20 protein-coding genes are annotated in these 19,946 nt (G+C 67.8%); 13 read left to right on the forward strand and 7 right to left on the reverse strand.

Annotation, left to right across the window (positions count from 1 at the left end; translation table 11 throughout):
* Positions 1–138: 138 nt before the first annotated feature.
* From gyrB to dnaA, 3 genes are all read right to left on the reverse strand, one after another.
* Positions 139–2,712 carry a DNA topoisomerase (ATP-hydrolyzing) subunit B gene (gene gyrB, locus BN948_RS18115; protein WP_009516956.1) on the reverse strand — a complete coding sequence of 858 codons (2,574 nt, stop codon included), beginning with the start codon at positions 2,710–2,712 and terminating at the stop codon, positions 139–141.
* Positions 2,713–2,791: 79 nt separating this feature from the next.
* The gene (gene dnaN / locus BN948_RS18120) at positions 2,792–3,898 is read right to left on the reverse strand and encodes a DNA polymerase III subunit beta (RefSeq protein WP_009516955.1); all 1,107 of its coding nucleotides are present in this window, start codon (positions 3,896–3,898) and stop codon (positions 2,792–2,794) included.
* Between the two features lie 122 nt (positions 3,899–4,020).
* Positions 4,021–5,433, reverse strand: a complete 1,413-nt coding sequence (gene dnaA, locus BN948_RS18125) for a chromosomal replication initiator protein DnaA (protein WP_051756212.1) — start codon at positions 5,431–5,433, stop codon at positions 4,021–4,023.
* Between the two features lie 217 nt (positions 5,434–5,650).
* Here dnaA and rpmH point away from each other — a divergent pair, with 217 nt between their 5' ends.
* The 7 genes from rpmH to BN948_RS25795 all read left to right on the forward strand — a co-directional run bounded on the left by rpmH (position 5,651) and on the right by BN948_RS25795 (position 11,029).
* Positions 5,651–5,785: a 50S ribosomal protein L34 gene (gene rpmH, locus BN948_RS18130; RefSeq protein ID WP_006299042.1), complete on the forward strand. Its 135-nt coding sequence runs from the start codon at positions 5,651–5,653 to the stop codon at positions 5,783–5,785.
* A 26-nt stretch (positions 5,786–5,811) separates the two neighbouring features.
* Entirely contained in the window at positions 5,812–6,210 is a 399-nt protein-coding gene (locus tag BN948_RS18135; protein WP_035623088.1) for a ribonuclease P protein component, read from the forward strand.
* The gene (yidD, locus tag BN948_RS18140) at positions 6,200–6,490 is read left to right on the forward strand and encodes a membrane protein insertion efficiency factor YidD (RefSeq protein WP_009516949.1); all 291 of its coding nucleotides are present in this window, start codon (positions 6,200–6,202) and stop codon (positions 6,488–6,490) included. The genes BN948_RS18135 and yidD overlap by 11 nt, the downstream gene beginning before the upstream one ends.
* Positions 6,487–8,202 carry a membrane protein insertase YidC gene (gene yidC / locus BN948_RS18145; RefSeq protein WP_009516948.1) on the forward strand — a complete coding sequence of 572 codons (1,716 nt, stop codon included), beginning with the start codon at positions 6,487–6,489 and terminating at the stop codon, positions 8,200–8,202. Before yidD ends, yidC begins: the two co-directional genes overlap by 4 nt.
* Before the next feature lie 109 nt (positions 8,203–8,311).
* Positions 8,312–9,691, forward strand: coding sequence for a tRNA uridine-5-carboxymethylaminomethyl(34) synthesis GTPase MnmE (gene mnmE / locus BN948_RS18150; RefSeq protein ID WP_009516947.1), 1,380 nt, complete (start codon positions 8,312–8,314; stop codon positions 9,689–9,691).
* A 107-nt stretch (positions 9,692–9,798) separates the two neighbouring features.
* Complete coding sequence (locus BN948_RS18155; protein WP_035623076.1) at positions 9,799–10,290, forward strand: Crp/Fnr family transcriptional regulator; 492 nt, start codon at positions 9,799–9,801, stop codon at positions 10,288–10,290.
* Between the two features lie 67 nt (positions 10,291–10,357).
* Positions 10,358–11,029 carry a hypothetical protein gene (locus BN948_RS25795; protein ID WP_050980609.1) on the forward strand — a complete coding sequence of 224 codons (672 nt, stop codon included), beginning with the start codon at positions 10,358–10,360 and terminating at the stop codon, positions 11,027–11,029.
* A gap of 21 nt (positions 11,030–11,050) precedes the next feature.
* Here BN948_RS25795 and BN948_RS18165 read toward each other — a convergent pair whose 3' ends face one another.
* Entirely contained in the window at positions 11,051–11,596 is a 546-nt protein-coding gene (locus BN948_RS18165) for an adenine phosphoribosyltransferase (protein WP_009516944.1), read from the reverse strand.
* 37 nt (positions 11,597–11,633) lie between these two features.
* Positions 11,634–13,619 carry a monovalent cation:proton antiporter family protein gene (locus tag BN948_RS18170; RefSeq protein WP_009516943.1) on the reverse strand — a complete coding sequence of 662 codons (1,986 nt, stop codon included), beginning with the start codon at positions 13,617–13,619 and terminating at the stop codon, positions 11,634–11,636.
* 72 nt (positions 13,620–13,691) lie between these two features.
* Between BN948_RS18170 and BN948_RS18175 the strand changes: the two genes are divergently transcribed.
* The 4 genes from BN948_RS18175 to BN948_RS18190 are packed head-to-tail and all read left to right on the forward strand — an operon-like array spanning position 13,692 to position 16,697.
* The gene (locus BN948_RS18175; protein ID WP_009516942.1) at positions 13,692–14,687 is read left to right on the forward strand and encodes a KpsF/GutQ family sugar-phosphate isomerase; all 996 of its coding nucleotides are present in this window, start codon (positions 13,692–13,694) and stop codon (positions 14,685–14,687) included.
* Positions 14,687–15,232: a KdsC family phosphatase gene (locus BN948_RS18180; protein ID WP_009516941.1), complete on the forward strand. Its 546-nt coding sequence runs from the start codon at positions 14,687–14,689 to the stop codon at positions 15,230–15,232. The genes BN948_RS18175 and BN948_RS18180 overlap by 1 nt, the downstream gene beginning before the upstream one ends.
* Entirely contained in the window at positions 15,229–15,909 is a 681-nt protein-coding gene (gene lptC, locus BN948_RS18185) for an LPS export ABC transporter periplasmic protein LptC (protein ID WP_009516940.1), read from the forward strand. Before BN948_RS18180 ends, lptC begins: the two co-directional genes overlap by 4 nt.
* Entirely contained in the window at positions 15,906–16,697 is a 792-nt protein-coding gene (locus BN948_RS18190) for an SDR family oxidoreductase (protein ID WP_009516939.1), read from the forward strand. The genes lptC and BN948_RS18190 overlap by 4 nt, the downstream gene beginning before the upstream one ends.
* Positions 16,698–16,758: 61 nt before the next feature.
* Here the strand turns inward: BN948_RS18190 and BN948_RS18195 are convergent, their stop codons facing one another.
* The gene (locus BN948_RS18195; RefSeq protein ID WP_009516938.1) at positions 16,759–17,160 is read right to left on the reverse strand and encodes an RNA recognition motif domain-containing protein; all 402 of its coding nucleotides are present in this window, start codon (positions 17,158–17,160) and stop codon (positions 16,759–16,761) included.
* A 353-nt stretch (positions 17,161–17,513) separates the two neighbouring features.
* Between BN948_RS18195 and metX the strand changes: the two genes are divergently transcribed.
* Both metX and metW read left to right on the forward strand, forming a co-directional pair.
* Positions 17,514–18,680 carry a homoserine O-succinyltransferase MetX gene (gene metX / locus BN948_RS18200; RefSeq protein ID WP_009516937.1) on the forward strand — a complete coding sequence of 389 codons (1,167 nt, stop codon included), beginning with the start codon at positions 17,514–17,516 and terminating at the stop codon, positions 18,678–18,680.
* Positions 18,677–19,258, forward strand: coding sequence for a methionine biosynthesis protein MetW (gene metW, locus BN948_RS18205; protein ID WP_009516936.1), 582 nt, complete (start codon positions 18,677–18,679; stop codon positions 19,256–19,258). Before metX ends, metW begins: the two co-directional genes overlap by 4 nt.
* Before the next feature lie 15 nt (positions 19,259–19,273).
* On the opposite strand, the gene BN948_RS18210 is transcribed toward metW, so the two are convergent.
* Positions 19,274–19,933 carry a transglutaminase-like domain-containing protein gene (locus tag BN948_RS18210; RefSeq protein ID WP_009516935.1) on the reverse strand — a complete coding sequence of 220 codons (660 nt, stop codon included), beginning with the start codon at positions 19,931–19,933 and terminating at the stop codon, positions 19,274–19,276.
* Positions 19,934–19,946: the final 13 nt, after the last annotated feature.

The raw sequence follows: 19,946 nt of genomic DNA on the forward strand, positions 1-19,946 counted from the left end.
AGCTGAAGACTGAGTTCCGCCGCGAGCAATCCGATACCCGAAGGTGGAGCAAGAAGGTCAGTTGCAGCAACTAGCGACTGCCAGTTGCAGAACTGTGGCGGCAGTCGCAGTTACTTTGGCGCCCTACGCTACACGTGGTCAAACGTCAATATTCCCCGCCCTCAACGCATTCGTCTCGATGAAATCCCGCCGAGGCTCCACCTCATCCCCCATCAGCATCGTGAACACCCGATCCGCCTCGATCGCGTCATCGATCTGCACGCGCAGCAGTCGGCGCACCTCCGGGTCCATGGTGGTTTCCCAGAGTTGCTCGGGGTTCATCTCGCCCAGGCCCTTGTAGCGTTGGCGCGCGGTGGTGCGTTCGGCTTCGCTGATGAGCCATTGCATGGCGGTGCGGAAGTCGCTCACGCGCTCTTCCTTCTGCCGCTCGCCTTCGCCGCGCATCACCTTAGCACCCTCGCCCAGCAGGCCGCGGAAGGTGTTGGCGGCTTCGGCCAGGGCCGCGTAGTCGGCGCCGTGCACAAAGTCCTGCGTGATGACGCTGCTCTTGATGTTGCCGTGGTGGCGGCGGCTGATGCGCAGCACGGGCTTGTCGGTGCGTTGGTCGAATTCGGCCGTCACGGTGGCGGGCACGCCGGTGGTGCTCAGCTCGCGCAGCTTGGTCTGCAGCTCTTGCGCGCTGGCGGACGCGGCTTCCATGTCGTCCAGGCCCAGGGTCACGCCGTCGGCCACGGCGCGCAGCGCCTCGGCGTCCATGAAGGCCGACAGACGCGCGATGACGTGTTCGGCCACCTGGTGCTTGCGCGCCAGCTCTTCCAGCGTGTTGCCTTCCAGGGTGGCGTTGGACGCGCCGCCGGTCATCACCTTGGCGTCCTTCAGCGCGATGCGTAGCAGGAAACCGTCGAGCGCGGCGGCGTCTTTCAGGTACAGCTCTTCCTTGCCGCTCTTCACCTTGTACAGCGGCGGCTGCGCGATGTAGATGTGGCCGCGCTCCACCAGCTCGGGCATCTGGCGGTAGAAGAAGGTGAGCAGCAGGGTGCGGATGTGCGCGCCGTCCACGTCGGCGTCGGTCATGATGATGATGCGGTGGTAGCGCAGCTTGGCGACGTCGAAGTCGTCCTTGCCGTCACCTGTGCCGGCCTTGCCGATGCCGGTGCCCAGCGCGGTGATGAGCGTGAGGATTTCGTTGGAGGTGAGCAGCTTTTCGTAGCGCGCCTTCTCCACGTTCAGGATCTTGCCGCGCAGCGGCAGGATCGCCTGGAACTTGCGGTCGCGGCCCTGCTTGGCGGAGCCACCGGCGGAGTCGCCCTCCACGATGTAGATCTCGCACAGCGCCGGGTCTTTCTCCTGGCAGTCGGCCAGCTTGCCGGGCAGGCCCATGCCGTCAAGCACGCCTTTGCGGCGCGTCATCTCGCGCGCCTTGCGCGCGGCCTCGCGGGCGCGCGCGGCCTCCACGATCTTGCCGCAGATGATCTTGGCGTCGTTGGGGCGTTCCTGCAGGTAGTCGGTCAGCAGGCGGGCCACCACGTCTTCCACCGGGCCGCGCACCTCGCTGGAGACGAGCTTGTCCTTGGTCTGGCTGCTGAACTTGGGCTCGGGCACCTTCACGCTGAGCACGCAGCACAGGCCTTCGCGCATGTCGTCGCCGGTGACTTCCACCTTGGCCTTCTTGGCCAGCTCGTTTTCTTCGATGTACTTGTTGATCACGCGCGTCATGGCCGCGCGCAGGCCGGTGAGGTGGGTGCCGCCATCCCGCTGCGGGATGTTGTTGGTGAAGCAGAGCACCTGCTCGTTGTAGCCGCTGTTCCACTGCATGGCCACCTCGACACCGATGTTGGTGTTCTGGTCGCTCTGGCGGTCGCCCAGTGCGTGGAAGATGTTGGGGTGCAGGACGGTCTTGCCCTTGATGATGAACTCGACGAAGCCCTTGACGCCGCCGGCGCCGGAGAAGTCGTCTTCCTTGCCCGTGCGCTCGTCGTGCAGGCGGATGCGCACGCCGTTGTTGAGGAAGCTGAGCTCGCGCAGGCGCTTGCTCAGGATCTCGTAGTGGAAGTCGTTGTTCTCTTTGAAGATCTCGGTGTCGGGCAGGAAGTGCACCTCGGTGCCGCGCTTTTCGGTGGCGCCCGTCACCTTCATGGGCGAGATCTCGACGCCGCTCTGGTCTTCCAGGATGCGGTTCTGCACGAAGCCACGCGCGAATTCGAGCTGGTGCACCTTGCCTTCGCGGCGCACGATCAGGCGCAGCCAGCGGCTGAGCGCGTTCACGCAGCTCACGCCCACGCCGTGCAGGCCGCCCGAGACCTTGTAGCTGTTCTGGTTGAACTTGCCGCCCGCGTGCAGCTCGGTCAGCGCGATCTCGGCCGCGCTGCGCTTGGGCTCGTGCTTGTCGTCCATCTTCACGCCCGTGGGGATGCCGCGGCCGTTGTCCACCACGCTGATGGAGTTGTCGGTGTGGATGGTGACGACGATGTCGTCGCAGTGGCCGGCGAGCGCTTCGTCGATGGAGTTGTCGACCACCTCGAACACCAGGTGGTGCAGGCCGGTGCCGTCGGACGTGTCGCCGATGTACATGCCGGGGCGCTTGCGCACGGCCTCCAGGCCTTCGAGGATCTGGATCGAGCCCTCGCCGTAGCCTTCGCTTGCCCCGGCCTGGTTGGCGTCGATCTTGGGCTGGAAATTGGAGCTTTCAGGGCTCGAAGAAGCGTCGGACATAGGAACTTTCTCTATCGCTAAAAGCGCCAAACCCGCTGGTCAGCGGGTTGGCTCGATGTCGGGTCGGGAGGCTGTGCGCTCAGATGCGCATGGGCATGACGACGTACTTGAAGGCGTTGTCGTCGGGGTTGGTGACGAGCGCGGAGCTGTTGCCGTCGGCCAGCTCCACGCGCACCATTTCCTGGCCCATGTTCTGCAGGGCGTCGATGAGGTAGGTGACGTTGAAGCCGATCTCGATGGCGTCGCCGCCGTAGTCGATGTCGAGCTCGTCCACGGCCTCTTCCTGCTCGGCGTTGCTGGAGGCCACGCGCAGGGTGCCGGGCTCCACGTTCAGGCGCACGCCCTTGAACTTCTCGCTCGTCATGATGGCGGTGCGCTGCAGGCTGGAGAGCAGCGGCGCGCGGCCCAGGGTGACGATGTTCTTGTGGTTCTTGGGGATGACGCGGTTGTAGTCGGGGAACTTGCCCTCGACCAGCTTGGTGACGAACTCCATGCCGTCGAAGCTGAACTTGGCCTGGTTGGCCGCGAACTGCATTTCGATGGCACCGTCCTTGTCGGACAGCAGGCGCTGCAGCTCCAGCACGGTCTTGCGCGGCAGGATGACCTCTTGCTTGGGCACTTCCACGTCGAGCGTGGCGGAGGCGAAGGCCAGGCGGTGGCCGTCGGTGGCCACCAGGCTCAGTTGCTTGCCCTCGGCCACGAACAGGATGCCGTTCAGGTAGTAGCGGATGTCGTGCACCGCCATGGCGAAGGACACCTGGCTCAGCAGGCCCTTGAGCGTTTTCTGCGGCACGCTGAACACGGGGCCGAAGCTGGCCGATTCCTGCACCAGCGGGAAGTCTTCGGCCGGCAGGCTTTGCAGCGTGAAGCGGCTCTTGCCGCCCTTGAGGATGAGCTTGCCGCCGGTGTGCTCCAGGCTCACGGTCTGGTCACCGGGCATGGTGCGCAGGATGTCGATGAGCTTGCGCGCGCCCAGCGTGGTGGCGAAGCTGCCGCTGTCGCCATCCAGTTCGGCCGTGGTGCGGATCTGGATTTCCAGGTCGCTGGTGGTGAGCTGCAGTTGCGAGCCCGTCTTGCGCAGCAGCACGTTGGCCAGGATGGGCAGGGTGTGGCGCCGTTCCACGATGCCCGCGACCGACTGCAGCGCGGCCAGGACTTTGTCCTGTGAGGATTTGAAAACGATCATCTGCGGCTCTTTCTTGATGAAGATGCTCCCGGGCCGGGATCGGCGGGCCAAAACCCCCCTATTCTCGCCCTTTTTGAACGCTGTTTACCAGCTTGACTGGCTTGGAAAGGCTCACGCCGGGCTCACCCCTTCAGGGTTTGCTCCAACACGTGCAGTTGCTGGTTGAGTTCGGTGTTCGTCTGGCGCTCGCCGGCGATCTTGCGCACGGCGTGCAGCACGGTGGTGTGGTCGCGCCCGCCAAAGAGCTCGCCGATCTCGGGCAGGCTCTTCTGGGTGAGCTCCTTGGCCAGGAACATGGCGATCTGGCGCGGCCGGGCGATGCTGGCCGGGCGCTTCTTGCTGTACATGTCGGCGACCTTGATCTTGTAGAAGTCGGCCACCGTTTTCTGGATGTTCTCCACGCTGATCTGCCGGTTCTGGATCGACAGCAGGTCCTTCAGCGCGTCGCGCGCGAGCTGGATGGAGATGTCCTTCTGGTTGAAGCGCGAATAGGCCAGGATCTTGCGCAAGGCGCCTTCGAGCTCGCGCACGTTGGAGCGCACGTTCTTGGCGACGAAGAAGGCCACTTCCTCGGGCATCACCGCGCCCTCGACGGCGGCCTTGTTGATCAGGATGGCCACGCGCATTTCCAGCTCGGGCGGCTCGATGGCCACCGTCAGACCGGAATCGAAGCGCGACACCAGGCGCTCGTGGATGTCGGCCAGGCCCTTGGGGTAGGTGTCGCTGGTGAGCACGATGTGGCTCTTCTTGGCCAGCAGCGCCTCGAAGGCGTTGAAGAACTCTTCCTGGGTGCGGTCCTTGTTGGCGAAGAACTGCACGTCGTCGATCAGCAGCAGGTCCAGCGAGTGGTAGCGCGCCTTGAACTCATCGAAGGTCTTGCGCTGATAGGCCTTAACCACATCCGATACGAACTGCTCGGCGTGGATGTAGAGAACTTTGGCCTGGGGCCGCTCGGACAGCAGGTGGTTGCCAATGGCGTGCACCAGGTGGGTCTTGCCCAACCCCACCCCGCCGTAGATGAACAGGGGGTTGTACAACTGCCCCAGGCTGCCGGCCACGTGCATGGCCGCGGCCCGGGCCATGCGGTTGGCCGAGCCCTCCACCAGCGAGCCGAAGGTGAGCGAGGGGTTCAGCCGGGTCTTGGGGGTGTTGGCCGACTCCGCCGGCGCCACATCGACCAGTTCGCTCAGAACCGAGTCGGAGGTGGCATCGAACGTTGGCCGGTTGGCGGGCATCGTCCGCGCAACGGCTTCGCGAGGAGCAAGCGCTAACTCCAACGTGACGGGCGAGCCATGCACGCTTTCCAGCAAGGCGCTGATGCGGCTGGCGTACTGGGCGCGGATCCAGTCGAGTTTGAAGCGGTTGCCCACGGCCAGCACCACCTTGGAGGCGTCCGGCGCGACCGTGGCGGTCAGGGGCCGGATCCAGGTGTTGAACTGCTGCTCGGGGATTTCCTGGGCCAGGCGCTCGATGCACGCCGCCCAGATGGAGCGGTTGTCGCGCAGCGCGGCAGACGGGGTGGTGCCCTCGGACATTCGGGAAAGGGGGGAGCTGTTTGTAGTTGTGGACAAGGGGTGGCACCCCAGGGCGCGCATTGTAGGCACGCGCGGCAGTTATCCACAAGCGCCGCCCGGCATGTCGGACTCCTGTGCTGGCGCGGCCCGGTGAGTTCAGGCCCAAAGGGCCATGGCTTGCCGCACCAGGGGGTTTCTGGCGATAATTGCGGGTTTCCCCGATTTCAGAGCCCATACCATGAAACGCACCTATCAGCCCTCCAAGATCCGCCGCGCCCGCACCCACGGTTTTCTCGTGCGCATGAAGACGCGCGGTGGCCGCGCGGTCATCAACGCCCGCCGCGCCAAGGGCCGCAAGCGTCTGGCGGTCTGAGTCCGGTCGAGCCTCGCCCGCCGGTGATCCAGCGGCTGCGGACCCGGCCCCAGTTCCAGGCTGTGCTGGCCAGTGCCCCCGTGGCCAAGACGCCCCACTTTGCCCTCCACCGCCTCGTCCTTGACCCGGCCGAGGGCCCTGACGCGCTGTTCCCCATCGCCGGCCCCTGGCTCGGCGTGCTGATTCCCAAACGCTGGGCCCGCCGGGCCGTCACCCGCAACGCCGTCCGCCGCCAGATCTACGCCACCGCGCCTTCGGGCGAGGTGTTGCCGGCGGCGGCGCATGTGGTGCGCCTGCGTGGCGCATTTGATCCCAAGCAGTTCGTCAGTGCCCGCTCCGATGCGCTCAAGCGCGCGGTGCGGGCCGAGTTGCTGGCCTTGTGGTTGCGCGTGCCCGCGCCTGCCGCACCCCACCATGTGGCTTGATCTCCCGCGCCGCACGCTGATCGCCCTCGTGAAGGGCTATCGCTTGCTGCTGAGCCCCTGGCTGGGCAGCGGTTGCCGCTTCGAGCCCACCTGCTCGGCCTACGCGCTGGAGGCCTTGCAGCGCCACGGCGCGCTCACCGGCAGCCGCCTTACCCTGACTCGGCTGGCGCGCTGCCACCCCTGGTGCGAGGGCGGCCACGACCCGGTGCCCACCGCGCGCCCCGAGGGCCTGTTCACGCGCCTGCTCATCCGAAACCCCGAAAACAAGAACGCGTCATGAATGACATTCGTCGCTCCATCCTGTGGGTGGTCTTCGGTTTCGCCATGGTCCTCATCTGGGACAAATGGCAGATTCACAACGGCAAGCCCGCCACTTTCTTCCCCAGCAGCACGCCGCCGGCCGTGACCGCGCCCGCCAATGGCGCGCCCCCCCCGGCAGCCGATGCCTCGCTGCCGAGCGCATCGACGTCGACCCCGGCCTCGGCCGGTGCCGGCGCAGTGCCGGGGGCCGAGGCGTCCGCCCCGGCCGCGGCCACGCGCCATGAGGTCACCACCGACGTGCTGCGCCTGAGCTTCAGCAGCGAAGGCGGTGCCCTCGTGGGCGCGCAACTGCTCAAGCACGCCCAGGCTTCGGGTGGCGCCGACCGCGCGATCCAGACGCCTTTCACCCTGCTGTCGCAGACCGGCCAGCGCACCTACGTGGCGCAGAGCGGCCTGGTGGGGGGCAGTTTCCCCACGCACAAGACGCCGATGCGTTTGGCGGGCGATGCGCCCACCACGCTGGCCCAGGGCCAGGACTCGCTGCAGATCCGCTACGAATCCGCGGAAGTCGGTGGCGTGCAGCTCGTCACCACCTACACGCTCAAGCGCGGCCACTACGACATCGGCGTGCAGCACGAGGTCCGCAACGTGGGTGGCGCGCCGGTGAGTCCGCAGCTGTACCGCCAGCTCGTGCGCGACGGCAGTACCGTCGAAAGCCAGACGCCCTTCTATTCGACCTTCACCGGCCCGGCCGTCTACACCACGGAACAGAAGTTCCAGAAGGTCGAGTTCAAGAACATCGAGGGCGACAAGGCCAGCTACGTGAAGAACGCGAGCGATGGCTACGTGGCCATGGTGCAGCACTACTTCGCCACCGCCTGGCTGATCGACGCCGGCGTGGCGCGCGAGAACTTCGTGCGCAAGGTGGCCGACAACCTCTACTCCGTGGGCAGCCTCACCTCGCTGCCGGCCATCGAACCGGGTCAGTCGCAGACCGTGCAGGCCCGCCTGTTCGTGGGCCCGCAAGACGAGAAGCAGCTCGAAGTCCTGGCCCCCGGCCTAGAGCTCGTGAAGGACTACGGCTGGCTCACCATCCTGGCCAAGCCGCTGTACTGGCTGCTCGAGAAGATCCATGGCTTCGTGGGCAACTGGGGCTGGGCCATCGTGCTGCTGGTGGTGCTCATCAAGGCCGCGTTCTACTGGCTCAACGCCAGCGCCTACCGCAGCATGGCCAAGATGAAGGCCATCAACCCGCGCATCATGGAAATGCGTGAGCGCCTAAAGAGCAACCCGCAGCAGATGCAGCAGGAGATGATGAAGATCTACCGCGAGGAAAAGGTCAATCCCCTCGGCGGCTGCTTCCCCATCCTGATCCAGATCCCCGTGTTCATCGCGCTCTACTGGGTGCTGCTGTCCAGCGTGGAGATGCGCAACGCGCCCTGGATGGCCTGGATCCACGACCTGTCCTCGCCCGACCCGTTTTACATCCTGCCGCTGGTGATGGCCGTCACCACCATGATCCAGACCGCGCTGAACCCGCTGCCGCCCGATCCGCTGCAGGCCAAGCTGATGTGGATGATGCCGCTGGTGTTCTCGGTGATGTTCTTCTTCTTCCCGTCGGGCCTGGTGCTCTACTGGATCACGAACAACGTGCTGACGATCCTCCAGCAGGCGCACATCAACCGCCGCATGGGTGTGCCCCTCAAGTTCAATATTCCGAAATTCAAGTAACCCCCTGCGCCGCTTCGCGGCTTCCCCCTTGCAGGGGGACGGCACCCACGGCCCGGCGAAGCCGGTTCCGTGGTGCCACCGGGTTGGGGGCTGGCGCACCACCGCTTTTATGCTCCCGCATCACGCTGACCCCATTGCTGCGATTGCCACGGCCCCCGGCCGTGGCGGCGTGGGCATCGTGCGGGTGTCGGGCAAGGGGCTGGCGCCCTTCGTGCGTGCGCTGCTCGGGCGTGAGTTGAAACCGCGCGAGGCCACGTACGGGCCCTGGCGCGGGGCCGATGGGCAGCCGATCGACCACGGGCTGTCGCTGTGGTTTCCGGCGCCGCACTCCTACACCGGGGAAGACGTGCTGGAGCTGCAAGGCCACGGGGGCCCTGTGGTGCTGCAGTTGCTGCTGGCGCGTTGCCTGGAGGTGGCGCGCGCCACACTGCCGGGCCTGCGTCTGGCGCGCGCGGGCGAGTTCACCGAGCGTGCCTTTCTCAACGACAAGCTCGACCTCGCGCAGGCCGAGGCCGTGGCCGATCTGATCGACGCCAGCACCGAAGCCGCCGCGCGCAGTGCAGCGCGCTCGCTCGACGGCGCGTTCTCGCGGCGCGTGCACACGCTGCAGGAAGCGCTGACGAACCTGCGCATGCTGGTCGAGGCCACGCTGGACTTTCCCGAGGAAGAGATCGATTTTCTGCAAAAGGCCGACGCGCAGGGCCAACTCGATCGTCTGCGCGAGGCCTTGTCGGTGCTGCGCGCCGAGGCGCGTCAGGGCGCCTTGTTGCGCGACGGGCTGCAGGTGGTGATCGCGGGCCAGCCCAACGCCGGCAAGAGCTCGCTGCTCAATGCGCTGGCGGGCGCGGAACTCGCCATCGTCACGCCCATCGCCGGCACCACGCGCGACGTGGTGCAGCAGACCATCCAGATCGAGGGTGTGCCGCTGCACGTGACCGACACCGCCGGCCTGCGCGACAGCCCTGAAATCGACGAGGTCGAGCGCATCGGCATCGAGCGCGCGTGGCAGCGCATCCGTGGCGCCGACGCGGTGCTGTTCCTGCACGACCTCACGCGCTGGGGCGAGCCGCGCTACCGCTACGCCGACGCCAACATCGCGCGCGGCCTGCCCGCAGGCGTGCCGGTGCTGCACGTGTGGAACAAGCTGGATCAGGCGGACGCCGCGCCGCAGGGGGCCGACGACATCGCCTTGTCGGCCAAGCACGGGACCGGGCTGGACGCGCTGCGCCAGCGCTTGTTGCAACTGGCGGGCTGGCAACCTGGCGGCGATGGGCTCTTCATGGCGCGCGAGCGGCACCTGCAGGTGCTTGCGCGTGTCGATGAGCACCTCGAACTCGCCGCCGCGCGCCTGCGCGAGGCCGCCGCACAACTCGATCTTTTGGCCGAAGAGTTGCGCCTCGCGCAACAGGCGCTGGGCGAAATCACCGGCGAGTTCACGGCCGACGATCTGCTGGGCGTCATTTTTTCGCGTTTTTGCATCGGCAAATAGTTTTCCGTGCCGCCGTTCACGGGTTGTGCCGCACCGCTGGGAACCGACCTGTAAGGATGGGTTACGCCGGTGTTGCGCCGTGCGACGCGCTGGGGTTCACTTGGCGCATGAGTGCCCCCACCGCCGCCCCTGCGCGCTTCGACATCCAGCATCTGGCGCAAGCCATGCGCCACAGCAGCGCCCTGGACGCGGTGCCCCTGAACCTGAGCGACGCGCATTGGGTCACGCTGGCCAATTACATGCAGCCCGTCGCCTTGCAGCAAGGCCAGGTGCTGATCGAACAGGGCGTGAAAGACCGCACCGTCTACTTCGTCGAGAGCGGCACGCTCACCGTGCACTACGAAGACTCCAAAGAGCGCGTGCGCATCGCCGTGGTGGGCGCCGGCTCGCTGCTGGGCGAAGGTGCCTTCTTCAGTCACCTGCCCCGCAGCGCCACCGTCAATGCGGGCAGCGATTGCCGGCTGTGGTGCCTCATGCCGCTGCGCTTTCGCGAGCTGGGTGTCCGGCACCCGCAGATCGCCCTCGAGTTGACTGTGGCCATGTCGGCCGTGCTGGCGCGGCGCATGTACAACAAGCCCAAGCGCGTGGCGGTGACTTGATGCCGTTCAACGGCTCGTTACCACACGGCGGCATGCCCGCCCCTTACGCTCACGAACCCGCCGCCACGTGATCACCACACTCAACATGTCGTTCCTGAACTGGTTGTCGGCCCGCAAACCGTTCGCTGGCAAGGGCGCCCTTGCGCGCGCCCGCAACGCCTTCCGCACCACCACCATGCCGCTGATCTCGCCGCGGCGTGGCCGCCGGCTGTTGCGGCGCGAGCAACTCTTCGCGGTGGTGCGTGAGTCGCTCATCCGCGGCGGCGTGCTGTCCACCAGCTACTCGTTCAAGGTGCTCAACCTGGACGCCAATGGCGACACCTTCATCGCATTGGTGGACCTGGCGCTGCCCGCCCAGTCCATGCCCGACGAATTCCTGCTCGAGATCGAGCGCTGGATCCAGCAAAGCGCCAAAAGCCGGCATGTGATGGACGTGCGCGGCGTCTACTGGCGCCGCAAGGCCACGCCGGAGCAGGTGGGCCAGGCGCTGCGCGCGGCGGTGCCCGCGCAAACGCGGCGCGAGGCGCCGGACACGTCCATTCCCCGGCCGGCGGTGTCCGCCAGCCGCGCGCCTGCGCAGGCCGTGGGCGAGGATGAGGTGCGCGCCTTCCGCGACGCGATCAATTCGCTGCCGGCGGCGACCATGCGCCACCCCAAAGAGCCTCAGTTGCCAATGCCCACGCCTGAGGCAGTGAGCGATTTCGCTGCCCTCAGCGACACGCAGCACGGCAAGATCTGAGCCGCGCGGGCCCAGGCCCGCTCAGTGCCCCTCGAAATCGATCAGCGTGAACAGCGCCAAGCCGCTGTCGCGCAGCTTGGCTGAGCCGCCCAGCTCGGGCAGATCGACGATCGCGGCGCCTTCGGTCACCTCGGCGCCCAGCTTCTCCAGCAGGCGACGCCCCGCCATCATGGTGCCGCCGGTGGCGATCAGGTCGTCGATCAGCAGCACCCGGTCACCTGCCTTCACCGCGTCGGTGTGCAGTTCCACCGTGGCGCTGCCGTACTCCAGCTCGTAGGTTTCCTCCACCGTGTTGAAGGGCAGCTTGCCCTTCTTGCGGATGGGCACGAAACCCACGCCGAGTTCGTAGGCCAGCACCGAGCCGATGATGAATCCGCGTGCGTCCAGACCCGCCACGACGGTGGGGCGAAGGGTCGGGTCCATGTAGCGGTGCACGAAGGTGTCGATGAGCACGCGAAAGACCTTCGGGTCCTGCAGCAGCGGGGTGATATCGCGGAACATCACACCCGGGGCGGGCCAGTCGGGCACGGTGCGGATGTGGGAGCGCAGGTAGTCGGCGGTGTCCATGGCGGCGATTATGGAAGACGGCCCCGCAGCGCACGCGTCAACCCACCAGCAGCTTCTCCTCGGCCAGCGCCAGCGCGGCCGACTGTCCGCTGAGCACCAGCGTGTCGCCACCGGCAAGCACCGCGTCGTCGCCGGGCACCCCTGGGCGACCGTTGGCGTGGCGCAGACTGACCACACGCACGCCAATGGCCGGTAGGGCCAGGCTGCCCAGCGAATGGCCGACCATGCGCCCGGCCCGTGGCAGCGTCACGGTGGTCAGGCGTTCCTGCTGCAACTCGTCGGCGGTGTCGTCGTCGGCACCGCGGAAGTAGCCGCGCAACAGCTCGTAGCGCGCATCGCGCTGCGCCTGCACCGCGCGCAGCACCCGGCGCATCGGCACGCCCACCAGCGCCAGCGCGTGGCTGGCCAGCATCAGGCTGGCCTCTATGGCCTCGGGCACCACCTCGGCCGCGCCGGCCGCGCGCAGCCGCTCCAGGTCGGCGTCGTCCATGGTGCGCACCACCACCGGCACGTGGGGCGCGTGTTCCGAGGCGTGGCGCAGCACCTTGAGCGCCACGGGCGTGTCGTTGAAGGTCACCACCGCCGCGCTGGCACGGTGCAGGCCGGCGGCCATGAGGGCCTGCAGGCGCGCAGCGTCGCCGAACACCACCGAGTCGCCGGCCGCGGCGGCCTGGCGCACGCGGTCGGGGTCGAGGTCCAGGGCCATGTAGGGGATGCCCTCGGCCTCCAGCAGCCGCGCGAGGTTCTGCCCACAGCGGCCGTAGCCGCAGATGATCACGTGCTTGTCGGCGTTGATCGCCTTGCGCGCGATGGCGGTCATCTGCACCGATTGCATCAGCCAGTCGCTGCCCACCAGGCGGGTGACGATCCGGTTGCTGTACAGGATGGCGAAGGGCGTGAGCATCATGGACACCACCATGCTGGCCAGCACGGGGTTGAACAGCTCGGGTGGCACGAGGTTGTGCTGGCCCGCCAGCGTGAGCAGCACCAGGCCGAACTCGCCACCTTGCGCCAGGTAGAGCCCGGTGCGCAGCGCGGTACCCATGGGTGCCCCGAAGGCCCGGGCCAGCGCGGTGATCAACACCAGCTTGAAGGCCATCGATGCCACGAGCATGAACAGCACCAGCGGCCAGTGCTGCAGCACCAGACGCCAGTCCAGCGTCATGCCGATGGTGATGAAGAACAGGCCCAGCAGCACGTCGTGGAACGGACGGATGTCGGTCTCGACCTGGTGCTTGTATTCCGTTTCTGCGATGAGCATGCCGGCCACGAAGGCGCCCAGGGCCAGCGAGAGGCCAGCGTGTTCGGTGATCCAGGCCAGCCCCAGGGTAACCAGCAACAGGTTGAGCATGAACAGCTCGTCGCTCTTGCGCCGCGCCACCAGCGTGAGCCACCAGCGCACGGCGCGTTGGCCACCGGTGAGCAGCACCGCGAGCAGCACCCCCGCCTTCAGTACGGCCAGGCCCAGCGCCGTGGCCAGTGCTTCCGGTGGCGCCGACAGCGCCGGGATGAGCACCAACAGCGGCACCACGGCCAGGTCCTGGAACAGCAGCACGCCCATCACGCGTTTGCCGTGCTCCGATTCGAGCTCCAGGCGCTCGGCCATGAGCTTGACGACGATGGCCGTGCTGCTCATGGCCATGATGCCGCCCATGGTCAGCGCCGCCTGCCACGACAGGCCCCAGGAGCGCGGCAGTGCCAGCCCCAGAGCGAAGGAGGCCAGCGCGGCCAGCACCATCGTGCAGACCACTTGTGACAGGCCCAGGCCGAAGACGTGGCGGCGCATGGCGCGCAGCTTGGTCAGGCTGAACTCCAGGCCAATCACGAACATCAGGAAGACCACGCCGAACTCGGCGAGGTAGCGCAGCCCGCCGGAGTTCTGCGACAGCGCCAGCGCGTGCGGCCCGATCAGCACGCCCACCGCGAGGTACCCCACCATGGGCGGCAGTTTGTAGCTGCGGCAGGCCACCACGGCCAGCACGGCGGCCAGCAGGTACAGCAGCGCGAGGTCGAGCGAGGTCATGGCCCGCATCGTAAGGGCGGCTTGGCCCCCCGCGGGCCGGGGATTCGCGGGGCCGCAGCGATAATCCGGCGCATGTCCGTCCTCTCCCCGATCGACCCGTCGCGGGCCCGCCAGTTGGCCATCGAGACCCTGCAGATCGAAGCCGACGCCGTGAGTGCGCTCGCCCGGCGCGTCGATGAAGCCTTTGCGCAGGCTGCCCAGCGCCTTCTGGACTGCCGTGGCCGCGTGGTGGTCATGGGCATGGGCAAGAGCGGACACATCGGTCGCAAGCTCGCCGCCACCCTGGCCTCGACCGGTACGCCCGCCATGTTCGTGCATCCGGCCGAAGCCAGCCATGGCGACCTGGGCATGATCACCCGTCAGGACGCCGTGCTGGCGCTCAGCAACTCCGGCGAGAGCGAGGAGCTCAGCGCCATCCTGCCCTTCATCAAGCGCATGGGTGTGCCGCTGATCGCGCTCACCGGGCGGGCCGACTCGACGCTGGGGCGCCACGCCGACGTGGTGCTCGACACGTCCGTGGCCAAGGAGGCCTGTCCGCACAACCTCGCGCCCACGGCCAGCACCACGGCCCAACTCGCCATGGGCGACGCCCTGGCGGTGGTCCTGCTGGACGCGCGCGGCTTCCTGGCCGACGATTTCGCGCGATCGCACCCCGGTGGTTCGCTGGGCCGCAAGCTGCTCACGCACGTGAGCGACGTGATGCGCCGCGACGAGGCCGTGCCCTGTGTGGCGCCTGACACCGGGCTGATGGACCTGATGCGTGAGATCAGCGCCAAGGGCCTGGGCATGAGCGCCGTCGTGGCCGATGGGCGCGCGGTTGGCGTCTTCACCGATGGCGACCTGCGCCGCCTGATCGAGCGCACCGGCAACGGCACTGACCTGCGCGCGCTGAGCGCGCGCGAGGTGATGCACCACGCACCCCGCACCGTGCGCGAGAACGCGCTCGCGGTGGAAGCCGCCGAACTGATGGAGGCCCACAGCATCACCAGTCTGCTGGTGGTGGATGAGGCGGGCCGGCTGGTGGGGGCGCTCAACAGCAACGACCTCATGCGCGCGAAGGTGATCTGATGGCCCCCGTGCTGAGCTTTCCTGCCGAACTGCTGCTGCGCGCCCAGCCCGTGCGCGTGGCCTTCTTCGACGTCGACGGCGTGCTCACGGACGGTGGTCTGTACTTCAGCGAAGCGGGCGAAACGCTCAAGCGCTTCAGCTCGCTCGACGGCCACGGCCTGAAGCTGTTGCAGCGCCACGGCATCACGCCCGCCGTGGTCAGCGGGCGCGACGGCAAACCTCTGCGCCAGCGCCTGTCCGCGCTGGGCGTCACCCATCTGCGCCTGGGCACCGAAGACAAGGCGCCCGCGGCCCAGTCCATCCTCGACGAGCTCGGCCTCGGCTGGGAGGCCGCCGCCGCCATGGGCGACGACTGGCCCGACCTGCCTTTGCTGCACCGTGCCGCCCTGGCCGTTGCGCCGCCGGCCGCGCACGACGAGGTGCGCGCCATCGCCCATCACGTGACGCGGCGAGCCGCCGGCGAAGGTGCGGCGCGCGAGTTTTGCGACCTGCTGCTGATGGCGCGCGGCGCCTACGCAGCCGAGCTCGAGGCCGCCGCGCGGTGAACGCCGAGGACGACTTCGACCTCATCCCGGGTCTGGACCGCAGCGCGCCGCCCGAGCCGCGCCGGCGCCCGGCCCCATGGTGGGATCGCCTGTCCATCTACCTGCCTATCATGCTCATGGGCCTGCTGGCGCTGGCTTCGTATTGGCTGCTGCGCGCCACGCCGCCCGCACCGGAGCCTCAGCCCGAGCGGCCGGTGACCAGCGAACCCGACTACTTCATGCGCCGCTTCTCGGTGAAGTCCTTCGACGCCGCCGGCCAGCTCAAGGCCGAGGTCATTGGCGATGAGGCGCGCCACCACCCCGACGACGACCGGGTCGAGATCGACAACGCGCGCATCCGCAACCTGGCCGAGTCCGGCGCCGTGATGCGCGCCACCGCGCAGCGCGTCACCACCAACGCCGACAACACCATCTTCGTGCTCGAAGGCGACGCCGTAGTGGTGCGGGAAGGCGGTCGCACCGACGCGGGCGAACCCCTGCCGCGCCTGGAGTTTCGCGGCGAGTTCCTGCGCGTGGAACTTGAACCCGTCGAGCGCGTGACCTCCGACCAGCCGGTCGAATTGCTGCGCAACGGCGATCGCATCAACGCGCAGACGCTGGACTACCGCGGAGACGAGCAGGTCGCCGATTTCCGCGGGCGCGTGCGCGTGCAGCTCAACCCCCGGGCCGCCCCATGAACCCGTCTGCTGCTCCCCTGGTCTTCATCACCGGTGCCTCCAGTGGCATCGGCCAAGCACTGGCAGCGCGCTTCGCGCGGGCTGGCTACCGGCTCGCGCTGGTGGCGCGCCGTACCGCCGAGCTGCAGGCCTGGGCCGAAGCCCAGGGACTGGGCTCCGAGCACTGCCGCGTATATGGCGCCGATGTGGCGCAGGTGGAGAGCATCGTGGCCGCCGGCCAGGCTTGCCTGGCCGAGCAGGGTCTGCCCGAGGTCGTGATCGCCAACGCTGGCATCAGCGTCGGCATGGACACCGGCGAGCGCGACGACCTGGAGGTCCTGAGTCGCACCTTCGCCACCAACAACGTCGGCATGGCGGCCACCTTTCACCCCTTCGTGCGGGCCATGCAGGCGCGCGGCGCGGGCGCGCTGGTGGGCATCGCCAGCGTGGCGGCCATTCGCGGCCTTCCCGGTCACGGCGCCTACTGTGGCAGCAAGGCCGCCGTGGTGAGCTACTGCGAAAGCCTGCGCGGTGAGCTGCGCGGCAGCGGTGTGTCGGTGGTGACTCTGGTGCCCGGCTACGTCGACACCCCCCTCACGCGCGAAAACCGCTACCCCATGCCTTTCCTGATGACGCCCGAGGCCTTTGCGGACCGCGCCTTCGACGCCATCGCAGGGCGCGCCAGCTACCGAGTCATTCCCTGGCAGATGGGCGTGGTCGCCAAGTTGCTGCGCCTGCTGCCCAACGCCCTGTTCGACCGGCTGCTGCAGGGACGCCCCCGCAAGCACCGCGCGGGCGAAGGGCGCTGAAAAACAAAAACCCCGCGAGGTCATCGCGGGGTTTGCTGGGGGACAGTGCGTCCGCCGGGGATCAGTAGCCGCCGCGGCCGCCGCCGCCGCCACCATCGCGACGACCGCCACCGCCGTAGGGGCTGCGGAAGCCGCCGTCTTGGCCGCCACCACCGAAGCCACCTTCGCGACGACCACCGCCGAAGCCACCGCCACCGCTGCGCGGGGGACGCGGCTCCATCGGACGCGCTTCGTTGACCACCAGGCTGCGGCCGCCGAGCGACTGGCCGTTCATGCCCTGAATGGCGGACTGCGCTTCAGAGTCGCTGCCCATCTCCACAAAGCCGAAGCCCTTGGAGCGGCCGGTTTCGCGCTCCATCATGACCTTGGCGCTGTTGACTGCACCGAAAGCCGAGAAGGCCTGTTGCAGGTCTTCGTCGCGCACCGTGTACGGCAGGTTGCCGACATAAAGTTTGTTGCCCATTCGAGGGACTCCTAAAACACAAGATAAGAAGCGATGGAGGAGCCCCGTCGTCCGGCACAGGTGCAGCGCGCGAAACCAACCGATCACTTGACACGCGGCCGCCCTGGCGGCACGCCGGGGCATTATGCGCCGATCGTCGGAAAGTCGGTGACAAATTTCCGGACGATGCAAGTCAAACCCCCGGCCGATGCGTGGTTACAACATGCCGGACGCTTATACTGCCGCCCAGCGCCGATTTGTCCGGATTGCGGGCGCTCAACAAATGCCGCTAAAGGGGAGCTCGGAGATGCCCGGTCTGCCTTTTGGCTCACCGGGTTTTCTGTTTTCAGGCCCTGCGCCAGCAGGGAACGAGCGTGATCGTCACCCCCGTCACCTACCGATTCGACCAGCCGCTCTCCCTGCGGGGCGGCGCGGTGCTGCCGGCCTACGAGCTGGTGGTCGAGACCTACGGCACCCTCAACGCCGACAAGTCCAACGCCGTTCTGGTGTGCCACGCGCTCAACGCCTCGCACCACGTGGCCGGATGGCACGCGGACGCCAGCGACCAGCCCCTGGCCCGCTCCGAGGGCTGGTGGAACAACATGATCGGCCCGGGTAAACCCGTAGACACCGACCGTTTCTTCGTCATCGGTGTCAACAACCTCGGCTCCTGTTTCGGCTCAACCGGCCCCACACACAACAACCCGGCCACCGGCCAAGCCTGGGGCGCGGACTTCCCCGTGGTGACGGTGGAGGACTGGGTCGAGGCCCAGGCCCGCCTGCTGGACGCCATGGGCATCCAGACCCTGGCCGCCGTGATGGGCGGCAGCCTGGGCGGCATGCAGGCCCTGGCCTGGACGCTGCAGTACCCCGAGCGCGTGCGCCATGCGGTGGTGGTGGCCAGCGCGCCCAACCTCACGGCCGAGAACATTGCCTTCAATGAGGTGGCGCGCCGCGCCATCGTGACCGACCCCGACTTCCACGGCGGCCACTACCTGCAACACGGCACCCTGCCGCGCCGCGGCCTGCGCATCGCGCGAATGATCGGGCACATCACCTACCTCAGCGACGACGTGATGAACGAGAAGTTCGGGCGTGCGCTGCGCACGGTCGATGGCGAAGACCCGGCGGCCGTGGCCGAGCTGGCCTACCGCTACACGACCCAGGATGTCGAGTTCCAGATCGAGAGCTACCTGCGTTACCAGGGCGACAAGTTCAGCGAGTACTTCGATGCCAACACCTACCTGCTGATCACGCGCGCGCTCGATTACTTCGACCCCGCGCGTGAGCACGGCGGCAGCCTGGGCGCTGCGCTGGCGCGCGCACAGGCCAAGTTCCTGCTCGTGAGCTTCAGCACCGACTGGCGCTTCTCCCCCGCGCGCAGCCGCGAGATCGTCAAGGCCCTGCTCGACAACCGCCGTGAGGTGAGCTACTGCGAGATCGACGCGCCGCACGGGCACGACGCCTTCCTGCTCGACGACGCGCGCTACCACGCGGCCGTGCGCAGTTTCTTCCAACACACCGTGGGGGCGCCGCAATGAGCGAACGCCACCTGCTCGACTCCATCGCCCGCCTGGTGCCTCCGGGCTCGCGCGTGCTCGACCTGGGCTGTGGCGACGGCGCCATGCTCGCCCACCTGCAGGCCACGCGCGGCTGCACCGGCTACGGCGTCGAGATCGACGACGCCGAGGTGCAGGCCTGTCTGCAGCGCGGCGTGAACGTGCTGCAACTCAACCTCGAGGAAGGTCTGACCATGTTCGGCGACAACGCCTTCGACGTGGTCCTGCAGATCGACACCCTTCAGCACTTGCGCAACGCCGAGACCATGTTGCGCGAGACCGCGCGCGTGGGCCGCATCGGCGTGGTGGCTTTCCCCAACTTCGCGCACTGGCCCAACCGACTGGCCGTGCTGCAGGGGCGCATGCCGGTGACCAAGCGGTTGCCCTACCAGTGGTACGACACACCCAACATCCGCGTCGGCACCTACGCCGACTTCGAGGTGCTGGCGCGGCGCAACGGCCTCACAGTGGAGGACGGATTCGGCCTGCACGAAGGCCGTGAGGTGCGCATGCTGCCCAATCTCATGGCCAGCACGGCGGTGTTCCGCTTCTCCAAGTGAGTTGAACGCGCCCGTTCAGGGCGTGGCGTTCTCGCGCGCCGCGTCCTCGGCGAAGTCCCCCTCGGCGGTGGCCTGGCCGAAGCCCGGGTAGATCACCGCGAAGTCGGCGGTGATGCGCTCCAGCGGCAGGTCGTCAAAGCTGCCGCGCTCGTTCACGTACTCCATGTGGCGCCGGCCGGCACGGTCGTAGGGGTGGTACAGCGAGTCGTGCACGCCATCGAACTCCAGCGGCAGCAGACCGAACTTCTCGCACAGGGACAGGTTGAAGGCCGGCGTGGCCTTGCGCCAGGCGCCGTCGATCCAGAGCTCGGTGTAGCCGTGCCAGACGAACAGGTCGCTGCCCATGGTCTGGCGCAGCTTCTCCGTGCTCATGTGGTTCTTCACGTCGGCGAAGCCCAGCCGCGCCGGGATGCCGACGGCACGCGCCACGGCGGCCATCAGCACCGCTTTGGGCACGCACCAGCCATGGCCCTGCCGCAGCGTGGTGCTTGCACGCATGCCCGTGGGCGATAGGTCGATGCGGTAGGGGTCGTAGCGGACCTGGTCGCGCACGGCCAGGTAGAGCGAGACCGCGCGCTCGCGCACCGAGTCACCCCGCGCGTGTTCGTGCGCAAACGCACGGATCGTGGGGTGGTCGCTGTCGATGGCGGCGGTGGGGGAGAGGTGGGGAGACATCACCTGAAGTTAG

This window comes from Hydrogenophaga intermedia, assembly GCF_000723405.1.
Classification (GTDB): domain Bacteria; phylum Pseudomonadota; class Gammaproteobacteria; order Burkholderiales; family Burkholderiaceae_C; genus Hydrogenophaga; species Hydrogenophaga intermedia.

What these genes read in the sequence shown, in the direction of transcription:
- BN948_RS18155 (WP_035623076.1), top strand. Translation starts at nt 9,799, where the DNA reads ATGAGTGCCCCCACCGCCGCCCCTGCGCGCTTCGACATCCAGCATCTG.
- gyrB (WP_009516956.1), bottom strand. Translation starts at nt 2,712, where the DNA reads ATGTCCGACGCTTCTTCGAGCCCTGAAAGCTCCAATTTCCAGCCCAAG.
- BN948_RS18175 (WP_009516942.1), top strand. Translation starts at nt 13,692, where the DNA reads ATGTCCGTCCTCTCCCCGATCGACCCGTCGCGGGCCCGCCAGTTGGCC.
- mnmE (WP_009516947.1), top strand. Translation starts at nt 8,312, where the DNA reads ATGCTCCCGCATCACGCTGACCCCATTGCTGCGATTGCCACGGCCCCC.
- yidC (WP_009516948.1), top strand. Translation starts at nt 6,487, where the DNA reads ATGAATGACATTCGTCGCTCCATCCTGTGGGTGGTCTTCGGTTTCGCC.
- rpmH (WP_006299042.1), top strand. Translation starts at nt 5,651, where the DNA reads ATGAAACGCACCTATCAGCCCTCCAAGATCCGCCGCGCCCGCACCCAC.
- BN948_RS18170 (WP_009516943.1), bottom strand. Translation starts at nt 13,619, where the DNA reads ATGACCTCGCTCGACCTCGCGCTGCTGTACCTGCTGGCCGCCGTGCTG.
- BN948_RS18190 (WP_009516939.1), top strand. Translation starts at nt 15,906, where the DNA reads ATGAACCCGTCTGCTGCTCCCCTGGTCTTCATCACCGGTGCCTCCAGT.
- BN948_RS18180 (WP_009516941.1), top strand. Translation starts at nt 14,687, where the DNA reads ATGGCCCCCGTGCTGAGCTTTCCTGCCGAACTGCTGCTGCGCGCCCAG.
- dnaN (WP_009516955.1), bottom strand. Translation starts at nt 3,898, where the DNA reads ATGATCGTTTTCAAATCCTCACAGGACAAAGTCCTGGCCGCGCTGCAG.
- yidD (WP_009516949.1), top strand. Translation starts at nt 6,200, where the DNA reads ATGTGGCTTGATCTCCCGCGCCGCACGCTGATCGCCCTCGTGAAGGGC.
- dnaA (WP_051756212.1), bottom strand. Translation starts at nt 5,433, where the DNA reads ATGTCCGAGGGCACCACCCCGTCTGCCGCGCTGCGCGACAACCGCTCC.
- BN948_RS18210 (WP_009516935.1), bottom strand. Translation starts at nt 19,933, where the DNA reads ATGTCTCCCCACCTCTCCCCCACCGCCGCCATCGACAGCGACCACCCC.
- BN948_RS18165 (WP_009516944.1), bottom strand. Translation starts at nt 11,596, where the DNA reads ATGGACACCGCCGACTACCTGCGCTCCCACATCCGCACCGTGCCCGAC.
- BN948_RS18195 (WP_009516938.1), bottom strand. Translation starts at nt 17,160, where the DNA reads ATGGGCAACAAACTTTATGTCGGCAACCTGCCGTACACGGTGCGCGAC.
- metW (WP_009516936.1), top strand. Translation starts at nt 18,677, where the DNA reads ATGAGCGAACGCCACCTGCTCGACTCCATCGCCCGCCTGGTGCCTCCG.